This window comes from Streptomyces sp. NPDC102259 (assembly GCF_044766465.1).
Classification (GTDB): Bacteria; Actinomycetota; Actinomycetes; order Streptomycetales; family Streptomycetaceae; genus Streptomyces.
Map to the genome: position 1 here is coordinate 672,555 of NZ_JBIWMA010000001.1, position 19,609 is coordinate 692,163.

Annotated in this window: 17 protein-coding genes; 9 read left to right on the forward strand and 8 right to left on the reverse strand. The window is 69.7% G+C overall.

What is annotated here, in order from left to right:
- Nucleotides 1-4 precede the first annotated feature (4 nt).
- On the reverse strand, nucleotides 5-1,417 hold the full coding sequence (locus tag ACIRPU_RS03030; RefSeq protein WP_403860828.1) for an MAB_1171c family putative transporter: 1,413 nt from the start codon (nucleotides 1,415-1,417) through the stop codon (nucleotides 5-7).
- Entirely contained in the window at nucleotides 1,414-2,034 is a 621-nt protein-coding gene (locus ACIRPU_RS03035; RefSeq protein ID WP_403860831.1) for a toxin-antitoxin system, toxin component family protein, read from the reverse strand. Before ACIRPU_RS03035 ends, ACIRPU_RS03030 begins: the two co-directional genes overlap by 4 nt.
- Nucleotides 2,035-2,259: 225 nt before the next feature.
- Here ACIRPU_RS03035 and ACIRPU_RS03040 point away from each other — a divergent pair, with 225 nt between their 5' ends.
- The 6 genes from ACIRPU_RS03040 (at nucleotide 2,260) to ACIRPU_RS03065 (ending at nucleotide 8,107) form a co-directional block, all read left to right on the forward strand.
- Complete coding sequence (locus ACIRPU_RS03040) at nucleotides 2,260-3,618, forward strand: extracellular solute-binding protein (RefSeq protein ID WP_403860834.1); 1,359 nt, start codon at nucleotides 2,260-2,262, stop codon at nucleotides 3,616-3,618.
- On the forward strand, nucleotides 3,615-4,556 hold the full coding sequence (locus ACIRPU_RS03045; RefSeq protein WP_355705682.1) for a sugar ABC transporter permease: 942 nt from the start codon (nucleotides 3,615-3,617) through the stop codon (nucleotides 4,554-4,556). Before ACIRPU_RS03040 ends, ACIRPU_RS03045 begins: the two co-directional genes overlap by 4 nt.
- Complete coding sequence (locus ACIRPU_RS03050; protein ID WP_403860838.1) at nucleotides 4,553-5,431, forward strand: carbohydrate ABC transporter permease; 879 nt, start codon at nucleotides 4,553-4,555, stop codon at nucleotides 5,429-5,431. The genes ACIRPU_RS03045 and ACIRPU_RS03050 overlap by 4 nt, the downstream gene beginning before the upstream one ends.
- Nucleotides 5,432-5,459: 28 nt before the next feature.
- Nucleotides 5,460-6,974: an alpha-N-arabinofuranosidase gene (locus ACIRPU_RS03055; RefSeq protein WP_403860841.1), complete on the forward strand. Its 1,515-nt coding sequence runs from the start codon at nucleotides 5,460-5,462 to the stop codon at nucleotides 6,972-6,974.
- 101 nt (nucleotides 6,975-7,075) lie between these two features.
- A complete protein-coding gene (locus ACIRPU_RS03060) occupies nucleotides 7,076-7,534 on the forward strand; it encodes an Rrf2 family transcriptional regulator (protein WP_355705679.1) in 459 nt (152 codons plus the stop codon).
- 195 nt (nucleotides 7,535-7,729) lie between these two features.
- The gene (locus ACIRPU_RS03065; protein ID WP_403860844.1) at nucleotides 7,730-8,107 is read left to right on the forward strand and encodes a hypothetical protein; all 378 of its coding nucleotides are present in this window, start codon (nucleotides 7,730-7,732) and stop codon (nucleotides 8,105-8,107) included.
- An 84-nt stretch (nucleotides 8,108-8,191) separates the two neighbouring features.
- Here ACIRPU_RS03065 and ACIRPU_RS03070 read toward each other — a convergent pair whose 3' ends face one another.
- A complete protein-coding gene (locus ACIRPU_RS03070; protein WP_403860847.1) occupies nucleotides 8,192-8,869 on the reverse strand; it encodes a macro domain-containing protein in 678 nt (225 codons plus the stop codon).
- A 110-nt stretch (nucleotides 8,870-8,979) separates the two neighbouring features.
- On the opposite strand from ACIRPU_RS03070, the gene ACIRPU_RS03075 reads away from it, so the two are divergent.
- Nucleotides 8,980-10,611, forward strand: a complete 1,632-nt coding sequence (locus tag ACIRPU_RS03075) for an ADP-ribosyltransferase domain-containing protein (RefSeq protein ID WP_403860850.1) — start codon at nucleotides 8,980-8,982, stop codon at nucleotides 10,609-10,611.
- 185 nt (nucleotides 10,612-10,796) lie between these two features.
- Nucleotides 10,797-11,447: a DUF4360 domain-containing protein gene (locus ACIRPU_RS03080; RefSeq protein ID WP_355705675.1), complete on the forward strand. Its 651-nt coding sequence runs from the start codon at nucleotides 10,797-10,799 to the stop codon at nucleotides 11,445-11,447.
- 274 nt (nucleotides 11,448-11,721) lie between these two features.
- Here ACIRPU_RS03080 and ACIRPU_RS03085 read toward each other — a convergent pair whose 3' ends face one another.
- Both ACIRPU_RS03085 and ACIRPU_RS03090 read right to left on the reverse strand, forming a co-directional pair.
- The gene (locus ACIRPU_RS03085; protein ID WP_403860853.1) at nucleotides 11,722-12,489 is read right to left on the reverse strand and encodes an intradiol ring-cleavage dioxygenase; all 768 of its coding nucleotides are present in this window, start codon (nucleotides 12,487-12,489) and stop codon (nucleotides 11,722-11,724) included.
- A 196-nt stretch (nucleotides 12,490-12,685) separates the two neighbouring features.
- The gene (locus tag ACIRPU_RS03090) at nucleotides 12,686-13,453 is read right to left on the reverse strand and encodes an intradiol ring-cleavage dioxygenase (protein ID WP_403860856.1); all 768 of its coding nucleotides are present in this window, start codon (nucleotides 13,451-13,453) and stop codon (nucleotides 12,686-12,688) included.
- A 265-nt stretch (nucleotides 13,454-13,718) separates the two neighbouring features.
- Here ACIRPU_RS03090 and ACIRPU_RS03095 point away from each other — a divergent pair, with 265 nt between their 5' ends.
- A complete protein-coding gene (locus ACIRPU_RS03095; protein WP_403860859.1) occupies nucleotides 13,719-14,735 on the forward strand; it encodes an arabinan endo-1,5-alpha-L-arabinosidase in 1,017 nt (338 codons plus the stop codon).
- A 100-nt stretch (nucleotides 14,736-14,835) separates the two neighbouring features.
- On the opposite strand, the gene ACIRPU_RS03100 is transcribed toward ACIRPU_RS03095, so the two are convergent.
- From ACIRPU_RS03100 to mmsA, 3 genes are all read right to left on the reverse strand, one after another.
- Nucleotides 14,836-16,557, reverse strand: a complete 1,722-nt coding sequence (locus ACIRPU_RS03100; protein ID WP_403860862.1) for a pyridoxal phosphate-dependent aminotransferase — start codon at nucleotides 16,555-16,557, stop codon at nucleotides 14,836-14,838.
- Between the two features lie 260 nt (nucleotides 16,558-16,817).
- Entirely contained in the window at nucleotides 16,818-18,062 is a 1,245-nt protein-coding gene (mmsB, locus tag ACIRPU_RS03105) for a multiple monosaccharide ABC transporter permease (protein ID WP_355705670.1), read from the reverse strand.
- On the reverse strand, nucleotides 18,059-19,609 hold the full coding sequence (gene mmsA / locus ACIRPU_RS03110; protein WP_403860866.1) for a multiple monosaccharide ABC transporter ATP-binding protein: 1,551 nt from the start codon (nucleotides 19,607-19,609) through the stop codon (nucleotides 18,059-18,061). The genes mmsB and mmsA overlap by 4 nt, the downstream gene beginning before the upstream one ends.

Below are 19,609 nucleotides of genomic sequence, written 5' to 3' on the forward strand. Positions count from 1 at the left end.
GGGTTCACTCATGCGTGGACAAGCTCTCTGCCGGGGCGGCCGCGTGAGTGCGGACCGCCTGGATGTCGACGGGGTGGCGAAGGACGCGGGACACGGCCTGGATCTCCCGCAGGAGATAGGTGGTGTCCGGGCGGGAAGAGCCGGAAGAGCCGGAAGGGCCGGAAGGGCCGGAAGAGCCGGAAGGGCCGGAAGAGCCGGAAGGGCCGGAAGGGCCGGAAGAGCCGGAGAGGCCGGGAGAGCCGGAGAGGCCGGAGCGGGCGGAGCGGGCAGTAGGGCCGGAGGAGCCGGACGGGTCGGCGAGGGAGACGGGGGAGGCGGTGCGCGCGGCCTCACGAGGCTCTGGGGGCTCCGAGGGCTCCGGGTGCCGCAGCGCCCGTCCCCGGGCCTCGACCGCGTCCAGGAGCGTCACGGCGGCGGCGAGGGCCTGCGCCCGGCCGCGCTCGAAACCGAGGGCCACGCCGGCGTCGTAGGACCGCGCGCGCAGGTCGTCGTCGAGGTGCCGGGCGAGCTGGAGCAGCGCGTCGCGGATGAACGTCTCACGCCGGATCAGGCGCAGTTCGGGCGTGGCGCGCAGGTCGAACGGCTCGCGGGCGCCGGTGACGTCCCGCATCAGCCGGGACAGGGGCTTCAGGCTCCGGTGCCGGCGGCGGATCCGCCACCGCTCCTGGAGGTACTGGCCGGCGTGCGGGACGATGAAGCCGACCGCGACCAGGGTGGCGGCGATGCAGGCGGCCGACGGGGCGATGTCGGTGTTCAGCCAGTCCAGGTCGTGCCCGGTCCAACGGGCCCCGACGGCCGTCAGCTTGGCCGCGCTGAACAGCAGGTTCGTCACATAGCCGGCCCCCAGGAACCGAAGTCCCCAGCGCAGCCAGGCGTCGAGGCCCTCGGTGCGGCTCCAGTTCCACACGAGCCGGGCGGTGACCGAGCAGGCCACCGTGTGCGCGAGCAGGTAGAGCAGGATCTCCTCGCGCATGAAGGGCGTGTTGGCGTAGTACGTGTCCAGGTCCCGGATCTGTTCCACGGGGACGTCGGCGAGCGCGAAGAGCACCCACAGCGCGACGACCACCCCCGCGTAGACGGAGACCACCCAGCGGGTCGCCCGCCGGGTCTGGGCCGAGCGCTCGGTACGGCCGTTGCGCCAGGCGATGATCAGCAGCAGCCAGGACGCGGAGAGCGCGGTGAGCAGGGAGTACACCCAGGGCGCGGCGATGTTCGGCACGCCGGTGACCCGGTTGGTCCAGGCGATGGTCTTCGGGGCCGCGAACACGAACACGGCGCAGGCGAAGACCAGCAGACCGCCGACGGCGCGCAGCAGCGGGTCCCGCCAGAGCTTGAGGATGCTGGGCAGCTTGATGGCGAGGGCCGCGCCCAGGACCACGGTGGGCAGCCAGAAGGAGACGTACAGCCCGTGGCTCACCGCGCCGTGCCCCTGCGTCCGCGATAGCCCAGGGTCCGCTGGACCGCGGCCGTCTCCCCGCCCGGTCCGGCGGCGGCCGGTCCCGCGTCGGACAGATAGCGCCGGAAGCGGGCCGCGAGGCGGTGGCCGAAGTCGTCGGCCTCGGCCTCGTCGTCCTCCCGGGAGCCGGTGCGGGCGGCGACGGTCAGGGCGAGGGAGTCCCAGCCGGACCGCCCGGCCAGGACGCCCGCCGCGACCGTGCCGACGCCGTGGTGGTGCCGGTGACCGGCGTGCAGATGCCACAACTCATGGCCGAGGATGACCAGTTGCTGTACGTCCTCGGCCCGCTCCTCGACGATGACCAGGTCGAAGTCCTGGAACTCCACCCACAGCCCGGTCACCTCGATCTCGTCGGGGAACCGCTCGAACCGCACCTCGACGGGCCGTCCGCCGCGCCGCGCGGACATCTCCTCGCACAGCGCCCGGCACACGTCCCGCACGCCGGCCGGCCGGCCGGGACGCGCCCGTACCGCGGCGGAGAGATCGCCGGTCAGCTCGCGCATGGCCGGGCCGGTCCTCGCGCGCCGCAGCGCCGAGCCGATCCGGGCCGCCCTCCCGCGCGCGCCCGCGATGTCCATCCGCTCCCCCTTCTCAACCGCCGTACGGCAGCCCGTTCGAGCCTACGCGGCCGGTTGTGCCCACGTCACGGGAAGTTTTCACGGGCTACCGGGAGCCACCGATAGAAAGCGCTGTCATAGATCCCGTCAAAACCATTGACGTGCAGGCGCATCGATTTTACGGTCCCGTTCGAAGTTACGAGCGGAATTCGAAATGTCGAACCACGATGACGACAGGGGCAAGGTATGGGGCAACCTGGCCTGAATCGCAGGCAACTCCTCGCCGCCGCCGGCGGGTTGACGGTGGCGGGCAGTTTCGGCTTCGCCGCCCTCGGTACGGGGGCCGACGCGCTCGCCGCCGAGGCGCACACCCGTGTCCGCTACTGGAACCTCTTCCAGGGCGGCGACGGCGCCAACCAGGTCGCGATGGTGGACGCCTTCCGCGACGGGCACCCGGACATCGCCGTGAAGGACTCCACCCTCGCCTGGGGCGGCCCCTACTACACCAAGCTCGCCATGGCCGCCGCCGGCAGCCGCGCCCCCGACCTGGGGGTCATGCACCAGGGCCGCGTCCCCGGCTTCGCACCCGGCCGCCTCCTGGACCCCTGGGACGTCGACCTCCTCGCCGAGTACGGCGTGCGCGAGGCCGACTTCAACCCGGTGCTGTGGCAACGCGGCATCGTCGACGGCGAGTTGTACGCCCTGCCGCTGGACATCCACGTCCAGCTGAACTTCTACCGCAAGGACGTCTGCGAGAAGGCGGGCCTCCTCGACGCCGACGGCCGCCTCCCCGCCGCCGGCTCCACCGACGAGTGGTTCGAGATCCTGAAGGCGGCCAAGGGGCAGCTGAAGAAGGGGCAGCAGACGCTCGGCCTGCACGCCAACGACCAGAACTTCTGCTGGTGGTTCTTCGTCGCGTTCTACCAGCAGCTCGGCGGCGCCTACTTCGACGACGACCACACGACCGTCACCTTCGACACCGACAAGGCCACCCAGGTGCTGGAGTTCCTCCGCAAGCACGTCACCGACGGCTACGTCACCGTCGGCGAGGCGGACGGCGAGGCCTTCCTCGCCGGTTCGCCGTTCACCTGGGAGGGCAACTGGTCGGTGCCGTACTTCAACGGCGAGAAGGTCGAGTACGGCGCTCAGCCGCTGCCCCCGGTCTTCGGCACCCCGGCCACCCACGCCGAGTCGCACTCCTTCGTCCTGCCCCACCAGGCCGACCGCGGCGGGGACGCGAACAAGGGCGCCTACCGGCTCGCCGCCTACATGGTCACCCACGCCACCACCTGGGCCAACGGCGGCCACGTCCCGGCCTATCTGCCCACCTTCAAGGACCCCGCCTATCTGGAACTGGCCCCTCAGAGCGAGTACTCACGGCCCGCCATGGACCACCAGGCCAACGAACCCCACATCTGGTTCGCCGGCTCCACCGGCGTCCTCGCCCAGCGCGTCGGCCCGATCGTGGCCTCCTCCAACCTGGGCTCCGCCACGCCGGACGCGGCGGCCCGCCGCATGAAGTCCGCGCTGGCGCAGCTGCTGGCGATGAAGAACCCGATGGACGGCCGCACGGCAGCCCAGGAGCTGAAGGGAGCCGGCGCATGAGCACGCTCGCGCACGCCGGGACACTGCCGCCGCGCACCGCGGTCGCCGCCGAGTCCGCCCGCGCCCGCTGGGGCCGCCGCTTCCAGCACGGCGGCTGGTTCGTGGCCCCGTTCTTCGTCCTCTACGGACTGTTCGTCGTGCTGCCGGTCGTCCGCGGCCTCTACCTCAGCTTCACCGACGCCAACATCTCCGGCGACCACACCGGCTTCGTCGGCCTCGACAACTACCGCGAGGCCCTGAAGGACGACCTGGTCTGGGACTCCCTCTGGCACAGCGTGCAGTTCACGCTCTACGTGGTCCCGGTGATCGTCGTCGCGGCCCTGCTGATGGCGCTGATCGCCCACCACACCGTGCACTTCAAGTGGCTGTGGCGGCTGTGCTTCTTCGCGCCCTTCCTGCTGCCCTCCGCGGTCATCGGCAACCTGTGGTGGTGGCTGTTCCAGCCCACCAACGGCATGGTCAACCACGTCCTGGGCCTGGACACCCCGTGGCTCACCCAGAAGTCCACGGCGATGCTCGCGGTGGTCGTCGCGACCCTGTGGTGGACGGTCGGCTTCTCCTTCCTCCTCTACCTGGCCGCCCTCCAGAACATCCCCCACCACCTCTACGAGGCGGCCGAGCTGGACGGGGCGAACGCGTTCCAGCGGATGCTGCACATCACCGTGCCCAACCTGCGCAACATCACCGGTCTGGTCTTCGCCCTCCAGATCCTCGCCTCGCTCCAGGTCTTCGACCAGGCGGTGGTGATGTACCAGTTCGGACCCGGACCGGAGGAATCGACCCGCACCTTCGTGCAGTACACCCTCGAACAGGGCTTCACCAGCTACCGCGTGGGCTACGCCTCCGCGATCTCCTTCATCCTCTTCATCATCGTCGCGGCCGTCGCCCTTGGGCGGATGTGGCTGCTGCGCAACCGCGAGGAGGTCGCGACCCGATGACGACGCCGCCCACGCCCCCGACGCCCCCCACCGCCTCGCTCCGCAGGCCGCGCGGTTCCTGGACCCCGGCCCAGATCGCCCTCACGCTGGTGGCGGCGGCCCTCTCCCTGGTCTGGCTGGCTCCGCTCGCCTGGGCGCTGTCGACGTCCCTCAAGACCCCCACCGAGTCGGTGACCTCCCCGCACTGGATCCCGCAGGACTTCACCTTGGAGTCCTGGAAGGCGGTGATCGAGGCCGGCAACATCCCCAACTGGTTCGTGAACTCGGTCGTCGTGTCCGTCTGCGTCACCTTCATCGTCCTCGCGGTCGCCTCCCTCGCGGGATACGGCTTCGCGCGCACCGAGTTCCGGGGCAAGTCGGCGCTGATGGCGCTGACGATGGCGGGCCTGATGTTCTCCCCGGCGATCCTCGGCGTCCCGCTCTTCACCACGGTCCAGTCGCTCGGCATGGTGGACACCTACTGGGGCATGATCCTTCCGCAGTGCGCGCCGGCGGCGATGGTCTACATCCTCTACAAGTTCTTCCAGTCGCTGCCGAAGGAACTGGAGGAGGCGGCCTTCATCGACGGCGCGGGCCGCTGGCGGATCTTCTTCACGATCGTCCTGCCGCTGTCGAAGCCCTCCCTCTCGGCGGTCGGCATCTTCACCTTCATCGCGTCCTGGAACAACTTCCTGTGGCCCTACATGGTGACCAACAACCCCGACCTGATGACCATGCCGAACGGCATCGCCACCGTGCAGAACGCCTTCGGCATCGTCTGGCCCCAGCTCATGGCCGGCGGTCTGCTGGCCGGCCTCCCGCTGATCGTCGTGTTCGTCTTCTTCCAGAGCCAGATCGTGCGGGGCGTGGCCCACACGGGCCTGGCGGGCCAGTAGGCATCCGTTCCCTCCTCGAAAGGCGTACATGCACACCGCACGTCTCACCCTCGACCCCGCCTTCACCATCGGCGAAGTCAACCCCCGTCTCTTCGGCAGCTTCGTGGAACACCTCGGCCGCTGCGTCTACACGGGCGTCTTCGAGCCCGGCCACCCGTCCGCCGACGAGGCGGGACTGCGGACCGACGTCCTGGACCTGGTCCGCGAACTCGGCGTCACCGCCGTCCGCTACCCCGGCGGCAACTTCGTCTCGGGCTACAAGTGGGAGGACTCGGTCGGCCCCGCCGAGGACCGCCCGCGCCGCCTCGACCTGGCCTGGCGCTCGACGGAGACCAACCGCTTCGGTCTCTCCGAGTACATCGCCTTCCTGCGGAAGATCGGCCCGCAGGCCGAGCCGATGATGGCGGTCAACCTCGGCACCCGAGGCGTGGCCGAGGCCCTGGAGCTCCAGGAGTACGCCAACCACCCGTCCGGCACGGCCCTCGCGGAACAGCGCATCGCGCACGGCGACAAGGACCCCTTCGGGATCCGGCTCTGGTGCCTGGGCAACGAGATGGACGGACCCTGGCAGACCGGCCACAAGACGGCCGAGGAGTACGGGCGACTCGCCGCCGAGACGGCCCGCGCGATGCGCCAGATCGACCCGACGGTGGAACTCGTCGCCTGCGGCAGCTCCAGCCAGTCGATGCCGACGTTCGCCGACTGGGAGGCGAAGGTCCTGGCGGAGACCTACGACCTGGTCGACCACATCTCCCTGCACGCCTACTACGAGCCGCACGACGGCGACTTCGACTCCTTCCTCGCCTCGGCGGTGGACATGGAGTCGTTCATCGAGAACGTCGTCGCCACCTGCGACCACGTGGGCGCGAAGCTCAAGTCGAAGAAGAAGATCAACCTCTCCTTCGACGAGTGGAACGTCTGGTACCTCTCCCGGTGGGAGGAGCACGCCCGCACCGCCGACCCGAGCGACTGGCCGGAGGCGCCCCGCCTGCTGGAGGACAACTACAGCGTCATGGACGCCGTCGTCTTCGGCTCGCTCCTCATCGCGCTGCTGCGGCACGCAGACCGGGTGACGGTCGCCTGTCTCGCCCAGCTCGTCAACGTCATCGCGCCGATCCTCACCGAGCCGGGCGGCCCGGCCTGGCGGCAGACGACGTTCTTCCCGTTCGCGCAGGCGTCCAAGCACGGCCGGGGCACGGTCCTCGACGTGCGGGTGGACTCACCGACGTATGTGACGGCCAAGTACGGCGAGGCGGACCTCCTGCACGCCACCGCCGTCCGCGCCGACGACGGCACGGTCACCGTGTTCGCCGTCAACCGCAGCCGCACCGAGGCGCTGCCCCTCCACATCGGACTGAGCGGCCTCGATCTGACGACGGTCGTCGAACACAGCGTGCTCGCGGACGCCGACCCGGACGCCCGCAACACCCTCGCCGACCCCGAGCGGGTCGCCCCGCACGCGGCCGAGGGCACGGCGCTGACGGACGGCGGGCTGACGGCCACGCTGGAGCCGCTGTCCTGGAACGTGATCAGGCTGGCGTGACCGGAAGCGGCCGAGGATGACCGGGGGAGGCCGGGGGAGGCCGGGCGTACGAGGGTGACGCCCGGCCCGTGGGGGGCGGCGGCTGACGGCACAATGGGCTCATGAGGATCTCGGCACGGGCGGACTACGCGGTGCGGGCGGTACTGGAGCTCGCCGTACGGCAGGGCGGCGACCCGGTGAAGGCCGAGTCGATCGCCACCGTGCAGGAGATTCCGCACAAGTTCCTCGAGGGGATCCTCGGCGACCTGCGGCGCGGCGGGATCGTCGACAGCCGGCGCGGCGGGGGCGGCGGATACCGGCTGGCCCGCGACCCGGCGGCGATCACGGTCGCGGACGTGATCCGGGCGGTGGACGGCCCGATCGTGTCCGTACGCGGCGAACGCCCGACCGGCCTGACGTACACGGGCTCGGCGCAGCCCCTGCTCCCGCTCTGGATCGCCCTGCGGGCGAACGTGCGGCGGATCCTGGAGGGCGTCACGATCGCCGACATCGCGGCGGACGCCCTGCCGGACCCGGTCCAGGCGCTGGCCGCCGAACCGGCGGCCTGGGAGAACCCGTGAGTCACGACCACCGACGGCATCGCCCGACCCCGGGCGGCCGGCAGGGATCCCGCTCGGCGCGGTTCGTACATATCTCCTATTTTCGAGCTTCGAAGAACCCGGAGCGGCCGCGATTCGCCGCGTGACACGATCCTGGCCTGCCGGAGCGACAGGGCGAAAAGTCGCGACTCCGGCTGCACGAAAGGGGAGGGTCACATGGGCAGGTCGATCATGCGCAGAGCGCGGCTGTGGGCCGCGGGGACGATGATGGCGGCCGGTGTCGTCGGTCTCGCAGCGGCACCCGCGAGCGCGTGGACCGGCGGGAACGTCTGGGTCAACCTGGGCAGTTGGAACTGTCCGGCGGGCGGTTCGGTCGTGGGCGTGTACTGGGCGGTGGACGCGTACTCCAGCGGGCCGGCCGGCGGCGACTGGGGCGACAACGTCATCTATCCGCGGGTCCGGGTGGGGGCCGGTGCCTACAACACGCTCAGCTACCAGACCATGTGCAAGAAGTGGGGCTGGTACACGTACCGCGGAGTCGTCGGCCAGCGATCCCTCACGCCCTACAAGTCGGGTCTGAGTTACACCTACTAGGACGCGGCCCGGGACCGGCGTGGCAACCGCGGCCCGCACGGGTGGAAGAGTGCGGACCGCGGACCGCGGCGACGGCGGGGATGGTCAGCGGCGGGCGGTCCGACGGCTGGGCGGGGTGATGCGCACCCGCTGCTCGGCCGGCGCCTGCTCGATGTCGTCGAGTTGCGCGACGATCGTGCCGCGCAGGTCGTCGTAGTCCTCGAAGCGGTGGTCGTGGAACAGCGTGTGGCCCGTCCACATCAGGTTGGCGCACACCCGTGCCGGGACCCGGCCGGTGTGGGCGCCCATGCCGACCAGCGCCACCGACGCGATGCTGCCGGGCGACTCCCTGTTCTGCTGGTGGATCGCCTGGAACGCGGCGGCGCAGGCCAGGGCCACGTTCAGGGTCTCGCTCACGTTCTGCGAGGACTGTTCCATCGTCGGCGTCGAGATCAGGAACCTCGGGTTGACCGCCCCGGACGGGACGCACACCGCGCTGCCCACCGGGAGCCTCCCCTCGAACCGGTCACGGATCGCCCGCTGCACCCGCAGCTGGATCCCCGCTCCGAGGTGGCGCTTGATGGCCGCGTCCACCCCGCCGTTCATCAGGCCGCGCGCGTTGGTCGGGCTGACCCAGGCGTCGACCTCCTCGTCGAGGATCGAGCCCTTGCGGATCTCCATCCCGGGGGTGTCGGCGAACGCCGCCCGCCAGGCCTCCACCACGCTCGCGTTGATGTCGGTCAACACGACCCTGAGCGATGCCTGTTCGCGGTCCACGGTCATGGTGCACTCCCTGTGTGAGACGGCCCTTCCACTGGTCATGACGCTACCGCCCGCCACTGACAACGCAGTTGGGGGAAGGGTTGTCGTACCCCGCTGCTAGCCTCCCGGCCATGATCGACGCCAACACCCCCGCCCCGCCCGATCCGAGCGACCCGCTGGCTCTCGCCGAACTGTTCGAGGGCGGCGGTGAGCCGTGGCTTCCGCTGCTGAAGCCCGTCATCGAGGCGCAGCCGGACGCGGCCGCGTTCATCGGCCCGGGCCGCGGCGCGGAGGTCGTTCCGGTCCGTGAACTGACCTTCCAGGCGCTCAAGCCCCACCCGCCGCACAAGTGGAAGGTCGTCGTCTTCGGCCAGAATCCGTACCCGCGGCCGGAGAGCGCCACCGGCATCGCCATGTTCGACAACACCTTCCACGACTGGAAGGACAGCCAGTTCGGCAGGGTCGTCAGCATCCGCTGCATCATCAAGGCGGCGGCGATGTGGAAGTACGGCATTCCCAAGAAGACGCCGATCGCCGACATCCGCGCGCTGCTGAGGAAGCAGGACACCGTCCAGCCGCCGGAATGGTTCCAGGCGATGCTCACCCAGGGGGTGCTGCTGCTCAACGCGGCCCTCACGGCCGGCAGCGACGGGCCGCGGGGCGCCGACCCGCACACCGCGTTCTGGCGTCCGGTCGCCGAGCGGATCGTCGAGGAGATACTCAGGGCCAAGCAGAACGCGGAGGACGAGGAGGACCGCGCCGTCGTCTTCGCCTGGTGGGGCGCCCACGCCCGCAGTCTGAAGAAGGTCGTCCTGCGGCTCCAGCAGAAGTACCCGGACGTCGAGGTCCGCCACCTCGACCACTGCAACCCCGCGGCGCAGGGCGACATCTTCTGCGACGACGAGCACTTCGGCACGGTGAACGCGGCTCTCGCGTCGCTGGGCGTCGACGAGATCGACTGGCTGCCGAGCAGGGGCTGGGACGAGCACGTGACGGAGGGCGGCGGGACGGACCCCGGCACCGCCGAACGGATGGGCGCGTTCATCACGTCCACCATGGAACTGCACCAGCTGTATCTGGAGCGGCTGTCCAGCGTCAAGGACGAGGGGCTGGTCCTCCCCGCGATCGACGGGGTGTTCGCCACCCCGCTCATGGACTTCCGCGACGCGGTCTCCCCGGTCGCCGCGCTGCTTCCCGGTCTCGACCGGCACGTCCAGCGCTCGCACGAGTTCGGCAAGCGGCGGGCGGACGAAGCGGCGGCCGATCCGTCCGCCGGTCTGTCCGCCGACGCGATCGCCGCGCTCCACCTCTACACCTGCGAGTCCGCGTTCTACCGGGAGATCAACGCCATCCTGCGCTCCCCGGACCGCAGCAAGGTCGTCCCCTATCTCCCCTACCTGCGGCTGCTGTTCTCGGCGGTGTCGCACCTCCCGTCCCGTACCGAGTCGTTGTGGCGCGGTGTCGCTCTGGACCTGCGTGCGCAGTATCCGCTCGGCCGGACCGTGACCTGGTGGGGCGTGTCCTCGTGCACGTCCGAGTTCGGCGTGGCGCGGTCGTTCCTCGGCAGCCGCGGCAAGCGGACGCTCTTCGAGGTGCAGCCCGTCCGGGCGGTGGGCATCCGCAGCTTCTCCGCGTTCACCGGCGAGGAGGAGTTCATCCTGCTGCCGGGCACCCAGTTGAAGGTGGTGGACGTGACGACCGAGCGCGGCGGCCTGTGCACCGTGAAGCTGGCCGAATCGGAGGAGCGCCCCCTGGTTTCCTGACCCGCAGCGACCGGGTGTGAACGGGCCGTGGTGAATGGCCGGAGTTCCACCTGGGCGTGCCCCAGTGCTCTCCCTACGATGCGATCGCCCCGCTTCTTCACAGCAACTCCATTGATACTTCACAGAGTTGCTGTGGGGAGTCGGATGCATTCACCCCCCACCGATCCGAACGAAGGACAGAGACCATGGCAAGTGGGCTGCTCCTGGGCGGTGCGGTCGCCGCACTCATCACCGCGGCGATACCCGCGCACAACTCGTCCCCCGTGTTCGACAACCCGCCCCCGGACAAGATCGTCATCGACGTCGCCACGGTGAACGGCTCCGGCTGTCCCGCGGGTACGGCGGCCGTCGCCGTCTCCGAGGACAACACCGCCTTCACCGTGACCTACAGCGACTACCTCGCCCAGGTCGGCGGGGGCTCCAACCCCACGGCGTTCCGCAAGAACTGCCAGCTCAATCTGATCGTCCACGTCCCTTCGGGCTTCACGTACGCCATCGCCAAGGCGGACTACCGCGGCTACGCCTCGCTCCAGTCCGGGGCGACCGCGACGCAGCGGGCCTCGTACTACTTCCAGGGCTCGTCGCAGACGGTGTTCAAGAACCACAACTTCAGCGGCTCCTACAACGACAGCTGGCAGGCGACCGACAGCACCGACTGGGCCCAACTGGTCTGGGCGCCCTGCGGGGTTCAGCGCAACTTCAACATCAACACCGAACTGCGGGTGAACGCGGGCACGTCGTCGCCGAGCAAGGTCAGCTTCATGACCATGGACTCGACCGACGGCGACCTCAGCACGATCTACCACATGGCCTGGCAGCAGTGCCCGGCCAAGTGAGCGGCTCCTGACCCTCGGGTCACCGCGCCGCGTGGGCGTGAACCCGGCCCACGCGGCGCCGCCCCGGGCGGTCACGCAGGCTCGCCCGGGGCGCTGAGAGGGAGCGTGGGGATGGTCCGCGGTCGCATCCCGTCGCCATCGCCCTGCGCGCCGGCGCCCTGCGGCTGGTGCCGTCCGGAGTGATGCTTCGCGCCGCCCTCCGGCATGCCGCCTGGGCGCCACCGCGGATCCGGTGACGCCCAGGCGGGCGAGGGAAGGGGTCAAGTGGCGTGGATCAGCGCTCGACCCCGAGGGTCAGCGTCCCCGCGTAGCCGGACGAGGTCGAGCTGCCCAGGGCCGTCAGGGTCATGAGGCCGGAAGCGGCGCCTCCACCGTCGTAGATGGAGTCCTGGGCGAGCGTGGTGCGGGTGACCCTGTTCGCCGAGTACGGCGACAGCCTGCTGACGCGGGTCGTGATCGTCTCGCTGAAGTAGAGCTGGCCGGTGTGGAGTTCCTGGCCGCCGGTGAAGGAGCCGTCGGGGGTCAGGGTGACGTTCGTGTGGACCTTGACGTGGATGTGGATGCAGCGGCCCACGTACCAGCCGGGGTAGATCGTGGTGATCGTCGCGACGCCGCTGGAGTTGGTGAGGACTCCGCCGCGCAGGAAGGTGCCGTCGTCCGGTTCGGTGTGGCCGTTGGCGCCGACGAAGCCGGAGTACTCGCCGAGGTGGTCGGCGTGCCAGATCTCCACGAGGGCGTTGGACAGCGGTGCGCAGGTGTCGTCGTCGACGACCGTGAGGGTCAGCTTGAGCGGGATGCCCGGCTTGCCTTCGGTGACGTCGGCGCGGACGTACTGTCCGTCGAGGTAGTAGGGGCCTTCGGTCATCTCCCTGGTGAGGGTGCAGACGGCCGCGGCGGCGACGGGTGCGGCGTCGGCCGTCTCGGTTGTGGGGGCCTCGTTCTTGGCAGCGGCGCCCACGGCCAGGACCGCGGCGGTGGCGCCGGTGGCCGCGAGCACGGCGCGGCGCGCCAGGGGGGTGCGTGCGTCTGAGGTGTCTGTCATGGACACGACACCATAGAGCAGGTTTCCCGTCGGTATCTGACGGGTCAGGAAATCTATCACGCGTCAAGTGACTTGCCGGACAAGGGAGTCGGGCATGCCGACCGGGCGTCACCGGAGTTCCGGTGACGCCCGGCCGAACAGGGAGGGTCACACCGTGCGGGTCATGCGGTACGGGTCGGACCGTGCGTCGCCGAGGTCAGCGCTCGACTCCGAGGGTCAGCGTCCCCGCGTAGCCGGACGAGGTCGAGCTGCCCAGGGCCGTCAGGGTCATGAGGCCGGAAGCGGCGCCTCCCTCGTCGTAGATGGAGTCCTGGGCGAGGGTGGTGCGGGTGACCGTGTTGGTCGAGTACGGGGAGACCTTCGCGACGGCCGTCGTGATGGTCTCGTTGATGAACAGCTGGCCGGTGTGGAGTTCCTGGCCGCCGGTGAAGGAACCGTCCGAGGTCAGGGTGACGTTCGTGTGCACCTTGACGTGGATGTGGACGCAGCGGCCCCGGTACCAGCCGGGGTAGATGGTGGTGATCGCGGCGACGCCGCTGGAGTTGGTGAGGACTCCGCCGCGCAGGAAGGTGCCGTCGTCCGGTTCGGTGTGGCCGTTGTTGCCCACGAAGCCGGAGTACTCGCCGAGGGCGTCGCAGTGCCAGATCTCCACGAGGGCGTTGGAGAGGGGCACGCAGGTGTCGTCGTCGACGACCGTCAGGGTCAGCTTGAGCGGGATGCCCGCCTTGCCTTCGGTGACGTCGGCGCGGACGTACTGTCCGTCGAGGTAGTAGGGGCCTTCGGTCATCTCCTTCGTGAGGGTGCAGACGGCCGCTGCGGCGACGGGCGCGGTGTCGGCCGCGTCGGCGGTGGGGGCCTCGGGCGTGGCAGCGGCGCCTACGGCCAGGGCCGCTGCGGTCGCGCCCGAGGCGACGAGTACGGTACGGCGCGCGACGGAGGGGCGCGCATCTGAGGTGTCTGTCATGGACACGGCACCGTAGAAACGGTTCCTGTCGGAAGACTGTCAGTTCGGCAAAATGAGACGCCGTCAAGTTACTTGCAGGGCAAGTGTCGACACAAAGGGTCCGGTGTCGCTCGACCGCCGCACGGCGGCACGCCGTTTCTCGAAGACTTTCGGGTGTGCGTGCGGGTCATTGACGCGCAAGGGGTTCGATTCTACGGTTCCGTCCGACGACGCGACTGTTGTTCGATACCACGAACGACGATACCCCCACCGAAGGAGCGTCCGCATGAGCCGCCTCTCTCGCACCCCCCGCACCCCCCGTACGACCTGCACGCCCCGCAGGTCCCGAAGGGCCGCACTCCTCGCCGTCCCGGCCGCAGCCCTGCTGGCGCTGCTGCCGTCCACCGCCTCCGCGTACCCCAACCCCGGTACGGTCACCGGCTCCACGGTCGTGCACGACCCGACGATGATCCGCACCTCGGCCGGCCGCTACCTCCTCTACGCCACCGGCGGCGGCCTGTCCTACCGCACCTCCACCGACCGCGTCGCGTTCACCGCGGGCGGCGACGCGTTCTCCACCCGGCCGGGCTGGTGGTCCTCCTACGGCACCACCGAGGCCTGGGCGCCCGACATCTCGTACCAGGGCGGCAAGTACCTGATGTACTACGCCGTCTCCACTTTCGGATCCAACAAGTCCGCGATAGGACTGGCCGGTTCGAGCACCGGACTCCCCGGCTCCTGGACCGACTACGGCACCGTCTACACCTCCACCACGGCCGGCGACTACAACGCCATCGACCCGAACCTCTTCGTGGACGACGACGGCAAGTGGTGGCTGTCGTTCGGGAGTTGGTGGACGGGGATCAAGATGATCCGGCTCGATCCGGCCACCGGCAAACAGCTCGCCTCCGACACCGCCCGGCGCTCGATCGCCTCCCGCCCCACCGGGACCAAGGCCGTCGAGGCGCCGTACGTCGTCAAGCGGGGCGGCTACTACTACCTCTTCGCCTCCTACGACACCTGCTGCGCCGGCACCGCCTCCACCTACAAGGTCAAGGTCGGCCGCGCCACCGCCGTCACCGGGCCCTACTACGACAAGAGCGGCGTCGCGATGACGAACAACGGCGGCACGCCCGTCCTGGAGTCGCACGGCAGCGTCATCGGCCCCGGCGGCCAGTCGATCCTGCACGACACCGACGGCGACCTGATCGTCTACCACTACTACGACGGCAACGACAACGGCACACCCAAGCTCGGCATCAACCTGCTGAACTGGAGCACCGGTTGGCCGGTCGCCTACTGACCGTCGGCCGCGCCGCCGCTCACCCCGGCGACCGGACGACCCGCTGTGAGCGACGCCCCCGTGAGGCCATCGGCCCGACGGGGGCGTCCTCGCGGGGGCGCTATCCCGCCTGGCCCATGCCGGCCGCGTTGGGCCAGCTCTGGGCGTTCGGCCAGCCCGTCGCCGCGGCGGGGGTGAGGCCGTTGGTGCCGCGGACCTGGGCGGCCGTGAGGCCCCCGCGGGCCGGGACGCCGGGCGGGGTCGGGCCCATCGGCGGGGCGGCGGCCGGAGCCATGGCGGGCGCCATCGCGGCGGGCGCCATCGCGGTGGGCGCCATGGGCTGGGGGGCCATGGCCGCCGGTGCCATCGAGGCCGCCGGTGCCATCGAGGCCGCCGGGGCCATCGGCGGAGCCGCGGCCGGGGCGGGGGCGGGGGCGGGAGCCGGCATCGGGGCCGGCGCGGGCACCTGCTGGGGGAAGATCTGTGCCGCGGCCGGCATCGGCATCCCGAGGCCGTCGGACGGCGTGGCATGCGTCATCGCCGGGGCCATCGCGGGGACGGGCATCGGCATCGGAGGGGCGGCGGCGACCAGCCCCGGCATCGCGACCCCCATGGCCTGAGCGGCGAGGCCCGGTATGCCGGCCCCGTTGGTCACGAGTCGGTCCACCGCCGGCGTGCCCGAGCTGTAGCTGGTCCCGGTGCTCAGCTCGGGCACGGCGGCTCCCCTCCTGGTCCCGTAGAGCACCTGTTCCAGGCCGGACACCAGGCGACGAACGTCCACCTGGGGGCGCACCACGAGCCGCAGGAAGCGGCTGGACGAACCGATCTTGTTGCCGCACTCGCGGACCAGGATGCGGTGCTCGGCGAGCAGCCGGTCGCGGACCACGGTGCCCTCGGCGCCGACGGGAAGGCGTACGAAGAGGAAGTTCCCCTGGGAGGGGTAGACGGTCAGCCCGGGCAGCGCGCTGAGCTGGCTCGCCATGTCGAGACGGTCCCGGCGCACCTGCATCAGGCTCTGCGCGTACTCGGGGCCGTGCTCCTTCAGCATGAACACCACGTACTCGGCGAAGGCGTTGAGGTTCCACTTCGGCAGCATCGAGCGGACCCGCCCGGCGAGCGACGGGTTGGAGACCATGTAGCCGAACCGGATGCCGTGCAGACCGAAGTTCTTGCCCAGGCTGCGCAGCACGATGACGTTCGGCCGGATCATCGCCTCCTGCACCACGCTCGGTTCCTGCTCCGCGTCCGCGAACTCCAGGAACGACTCGTCGATGATGATCAGGTCCAGGTCGGCCATCGCGTCCATGAACTGCACGAGCGCGTGCTTGTGCAGGAAGCCGCCGTCGGGGTTGTTCGGGTTGCAGATGACGGCGACCTTGGTGCCGCGGGTCCGGATGAAATCGGCGTACTGCGCGAGGTCCAGGGCGAAGCCGCTGGACTCCTGGAGCGGGAACATGTCGACCCGCTTGCCGGTCTCCATGGGCTGGTCGGTCCAGCGGCCGAAGGTGGGGACGGGGACGGCGAGGGACTCACGGACCAGCAGATGGTCGATCCAGGTGATCAGCTCGGTCGAGCCGTTGCCCATCGCCACCGCCTGCGGCGGGAGCTGGAGCAGGTTGCACAGTTCGGCCGTGATCGTGTCGGCGCCGCTCGGGTAGAACGTGATGATGTCCCGCAGTCGCGCGGCCATGGTGTCCATCATCGCCGGGGTGGGGAAGTAGGGGTTGCAGGGGATACAGAAGTCCACCGGGCCGACACCCTCGCCGCCCTCCCGCGTCAGCGCCGCCATCGACGGGCTGTGAGCCGCGGTGTTGCGGAACAACGAGGAGACGTTGTCGGCCATGGAACCTCCGTATGGGGCGGGCCCGGCGGGGACGACCGGGCCCGTCGTCATTGGGTGGCCCGCGCGGGGGAGCGCGGGCCACCCTTATGTACGGAGTTTTGGATGGCGCTGTTCAACCGTTGAGGAATCGGTAAGAACTTGTGGGGCACCTGTGAAGCAGTCGTGACCGTGGTGTCCGGGGCTCATCGGAAAGGGCCCCGCCGTCGCCGGCGAGGCCCTTCCTGTCCTGAGCTACGAACCTGTCCCGAGCCGGGAACCGGTCACGAACCGGACTTGCGCTTGTTCCAGACGTCGAAACCGACCGCGGCGAGCAGCGCCAGGCCCTTGATGACCTGCTGCCAGTCGCTGCCGACGCCGAGCAGGTTCATGCCGTTGTTCAGCACACCGAGGACGAGACCACCGATGATCGCGCCGAGAACGGTGCCGACACCGCCACTCATGGACGCGCCACCGATGAACGCCGAGGCGATCGCCTCGAGTTCGAAGTTCAGACCCGCCTTGGGACCGGCCGCGTTCAGCCGGGCCGCGACCACCAGACCCGCCAGGGCCGCGAGCGCGCCCATGTTCAGGAAGACGAGGAAGGTGACCTTCTTGTCCTTGACGCCGGACAGCTTCGCGGCCGGCAGGTTGCCGCCGATCGCGTAGATGTGACGGCCGAAGACGGCGTTGCGCATGACGTAGCCGTAGCCGACCACCAGCGCGCCCAGGACCAGCAGGATGATCGGCGCGCCCTTGTAGCTGGCGAGCAGCATCGTGACGGTGAGCACCGCGGCGACGATGGCGACGATCTTGAGCAGGAACAGGTTGCGCGGTACGACGTCCAGCGAGAACTCTTGCTGGCGCTTGCGGTCGCGCACCTCCTGGAGCACCACCATGGCGATCACGGCGAGGCCCAGCAGCAGCGTGATGTTGTGGTAGTTCGTGGTCGGGCCGACCTCCGGGAGGAAGCCGTTGCCCATCTTCTGCAGACCGTCCGGGAACGGGCCGAGGGTCTGGCCCTCCAGGAAGATCTCCGTCATGCCGCGGAAGATCAGCATGCCGGCGAGGGTGACGATGAACGACGGTATGCCGAGATAGGCGATGAAGAAGCCCTGCACCGAGCCCGCTATCGCGCCCACGATCAGGCACAGCACCACCGCGACGGGCCACGAGACGTCGTGCTGGACCGTCAGTACGGCCGCGAACGCGCCGATGAACGCCGTGAGTGAACCGACCGACAGGTCGATGTGGCCCGCGATGATCACCAGCATCATGCCGATCGCGAGGATCAGCACGTAGCTGTTCTGGAGGACCAGGTTGGAGACGTTGCGCGGCAGCAGCAGGTCGCCGTCGGTCCACACCGCGAAGAGCGCGACGATCAGGCCGAGCGCGATCAGCATGCCGTACTGGCGCATGTTGCGGCGCAGGCCGTCCAGCACCAGCTGGAGCAGGCCGCCGCCGGCCGCCGGGCCGCCGCTCTTGCCGGGCGGCGCGGCTGCCGGGCTCTTGGTCACGTCGGTGCTCATCGCGATACCTCTTTGTCCTTCGTCATCTGACGCATCAGCACTTCCTGCGTGGCCTCGGCCCGCGGGAACTCACCCGTGAGCCGCCCGGCGGCCATGGTGTAGATGCGGTCGCACATACCGAGCAGTTCGGGCAGCTCGGAGGAGATGAAGACGACCGCCTTGCCCTGGGCGGCCAGCTGGTCGATGACCGTGTAGATCTCGTACTTGGCGCCGACGTCGATACCGCGCGTGGGCTCGTCCAGGATCAGCACGTCCGGACCCGCGAAGATCCACTTGCTGAGGACGACCTTCTGCTGGTTGCCGCCGGACAGCTTGCCCACCGGCTCGAAGACGGTCGGCGCCTTGATGTTCATGGACTTGCGGTAGCCCTCGGAGACCTTCCGCTCCTCGTGCTCGTCGACGATCCCCCGCTTGGCCACCTTGTTCAGCGCGGTCAGCGAGATGTTGCGGTTGATCGTGTCGATGAGGTTGAGGCCGTAGTGCTTGCGGTCCTCCGTGACATAGGCGATCCCGTGGCCGACCGCCTCCGCGACGGTCTTCGTACGGATCTCCTTGCCGTCCTTGAGGACGGTGCCGCCCGCGTGCCGGCCGTAGGAGCGTCCGAAGACGCTCATCGCGAGCTCGGTGCGGCCGGCGCCCATCAGGCCCGCGATGCCGACGATCTCCCCGCGCCGCACCTGGACCGACACGTCGTCGACGACCTTGCGCTGCTGGTCGATCGGGTGGTGCACGGTCCAGTTGCGGATCTCCAGGGCCGGAGCCGCGCCCGACTCCGCCTCGTGCGCGGTGCGCTCGGGGAAGCGGTTGTCCAGATCGCGGCCGACCATGCCGCTGATGATCCGGTCCTCGGTCGTCTCCGCCGACTTCACGTCGAGCGTCTCGATGGACTGCCCGTCGCGAATGATCGTCACCGAGTCCGCGACCTTGCGGATCTCGTTGAGCTTGTGGGAGATGATGATCGCGGTGATGCCCTGCTTCTTCAACTCCAGGATGAGATCCAGGAGTTTGTCGCTGTCCTCGTCGTTGAGGGCCGCGGTCGGCTCATCCAGGATGAGCAGCTTCACCTTCTTCGAGAGCGCCTTCGCGATCTCCACGAGCTGCTGCTTGCCCACGCCGATGTCGGCGACGCGGGTCTCGGGGTGATCGCTCAGACCGACCCGGCGCAGCAGCTCGGAGGCGTGCCGCAGGGTGTCGTTCCAGTTGATCAGCCCGCGCGTGGCGTGCTCGTTGCCGAGGAAGATGTTCTCCGCGAGGGAGAGGTACGGCACCAGCGCCAGCTCCTGGTGGATGATGACGATGCCGCGCTGCTCGCTGGCCCGGATGTCCTTGAAGGAGACGGTCTCTCCCTCGAACAGGATCTCGCCCTCGTACGTGCCGTGCGGATGGACGCCGGAGAGCACCTTCATCAAGGTGGACTTTCCGGCGCCGTTCTCACCGCAGATGGCATGGACCTCGCCCTGGCGGACGGTCAGAGTGACGTCCGACAGCGCTTTCACACCGGGAAAGGTCTTGACGATCGAGCGCATTTCCAGGACGGGTCCCGCCAT

Excerpts from the sequence above, each read along its gene's own strand:
- ACIRPU_RS03035 (WP_403860831.1), bottom strand. The coding sequence starts at position 2,034 with ATGGACATCGCGGGCGCGCGCGGGAGGGCGGCCCGGATCGGCTCGGCG.
- ACIRPU_RS03040 (WP_403860834.1), top strand. The coding sequence starts at position 2,260 with ATGGGGCAACCTGGCCTGAATCGCAGGCAACTCCTCGCCGCCGCCGGC.
- ACIRPU_RS03045 (WP_355705682.1), top strand. The coding sequence starts at position 3,615 with ATGAGCACGCTCGCGCACGCCGGGACACTGCCGCCGCGCACCGCGGTC.
- ACIRPU_RS03050 (WP_403860838.1), top strand. The coding sequence starts at position 4,553 with ATGACGACGCCGCCCACGCCCCCGACGCCCCCCACCGCCTCGCTCCGC.
- ACIRPU_RS03055 (WP_403860841.1), top strand. The coding sequence starts at position 5,460 with ATGCACACCGCACGTCTCACCCTCGACCCCGCCTTCACCATCGGCGAA.
- ACIRPU_RS03060 (WP_355705679.1), top strand. The coding sequence starts at position 7,076 with ATGAGGATCTCGGCACGGGCGGACTACGCGGTGCGGGCGGTACTGGAG.
- ACIRPU_RS03065 (WP_403860844.1), top strand. The coding sequence starts at position 7,730 with ATGGGCAGGTCGATCATGCGCAGAGCGCGGCTGTGGGCCGCGGGGACG.
- ACIRPU_RS03070 (WP_403860847.1), bottom strand. The coding sequence starts at position 8,869 with ATGACCGTGGACCGCGAACAGGCATCGCTCAGGGTCGTGTTGACCGAC.
- ACIRPU_RS03075 (WP_403860850.1), top strand. The coding sequence starts at position 8,980 with ATGATCGACGCCAACACCCCCGCCCCGCCCGATCCGAGCGACCCGCTG.
- ACIRPU_RS03080 (WP_355705675.1), top strand. The coding sequence starts at position 10,797 with ATGGCAAGTGGGCTGCTCCTGGGCGGTGCGGTCGCCGCACTCATCACC.
- ACIRPU_RS03085 (WP_403860853.1), bottom strand. The coding sequence starts at position 12,489 with ATGACAGACACCTCAGACGCACGCACCCCCCTGGCGCGCCGCGCCGTG.
- ACIRPU_RS03090 (WP_403860856.1), bottom strand. The coding sequence starts at position 13,453 with ATGACAGACACCTCAGATGCGCGCCCCTCCGTCGCGCGCCGTACCGTA.
- ACIRPU_RS03095 (WP_403860859.1), top strand. The coding sequence starts at position 13,719 with ATGAGCCGCCTCTCTCGCACCCCCCGCACCCCCCGTACGACCTGCACG.
- ACIRPU_RS03100 (WP_403860862.1), bottom strand. The coding sequence starts at position 16,557 with ATGGCCGACAACGTCTCCTCGTTGTTCCGCAACACCGCGGCTCACAGC.
- mmsB (WP_355705670.1), bottom strand. The coding sequence starts at position 18,062 with ATGAGCACCGACGTGACCAAGAGCCCGGCAGCCGCGCCGCCCGGCAAG.
- mmsA (WP_403860866.1), bottom strand. The coding sequence starts at position 19,609 with ATGGCGGGACCCGTCCTGGAAATGCGCTCGATCGTCAAGACCTTTCCC.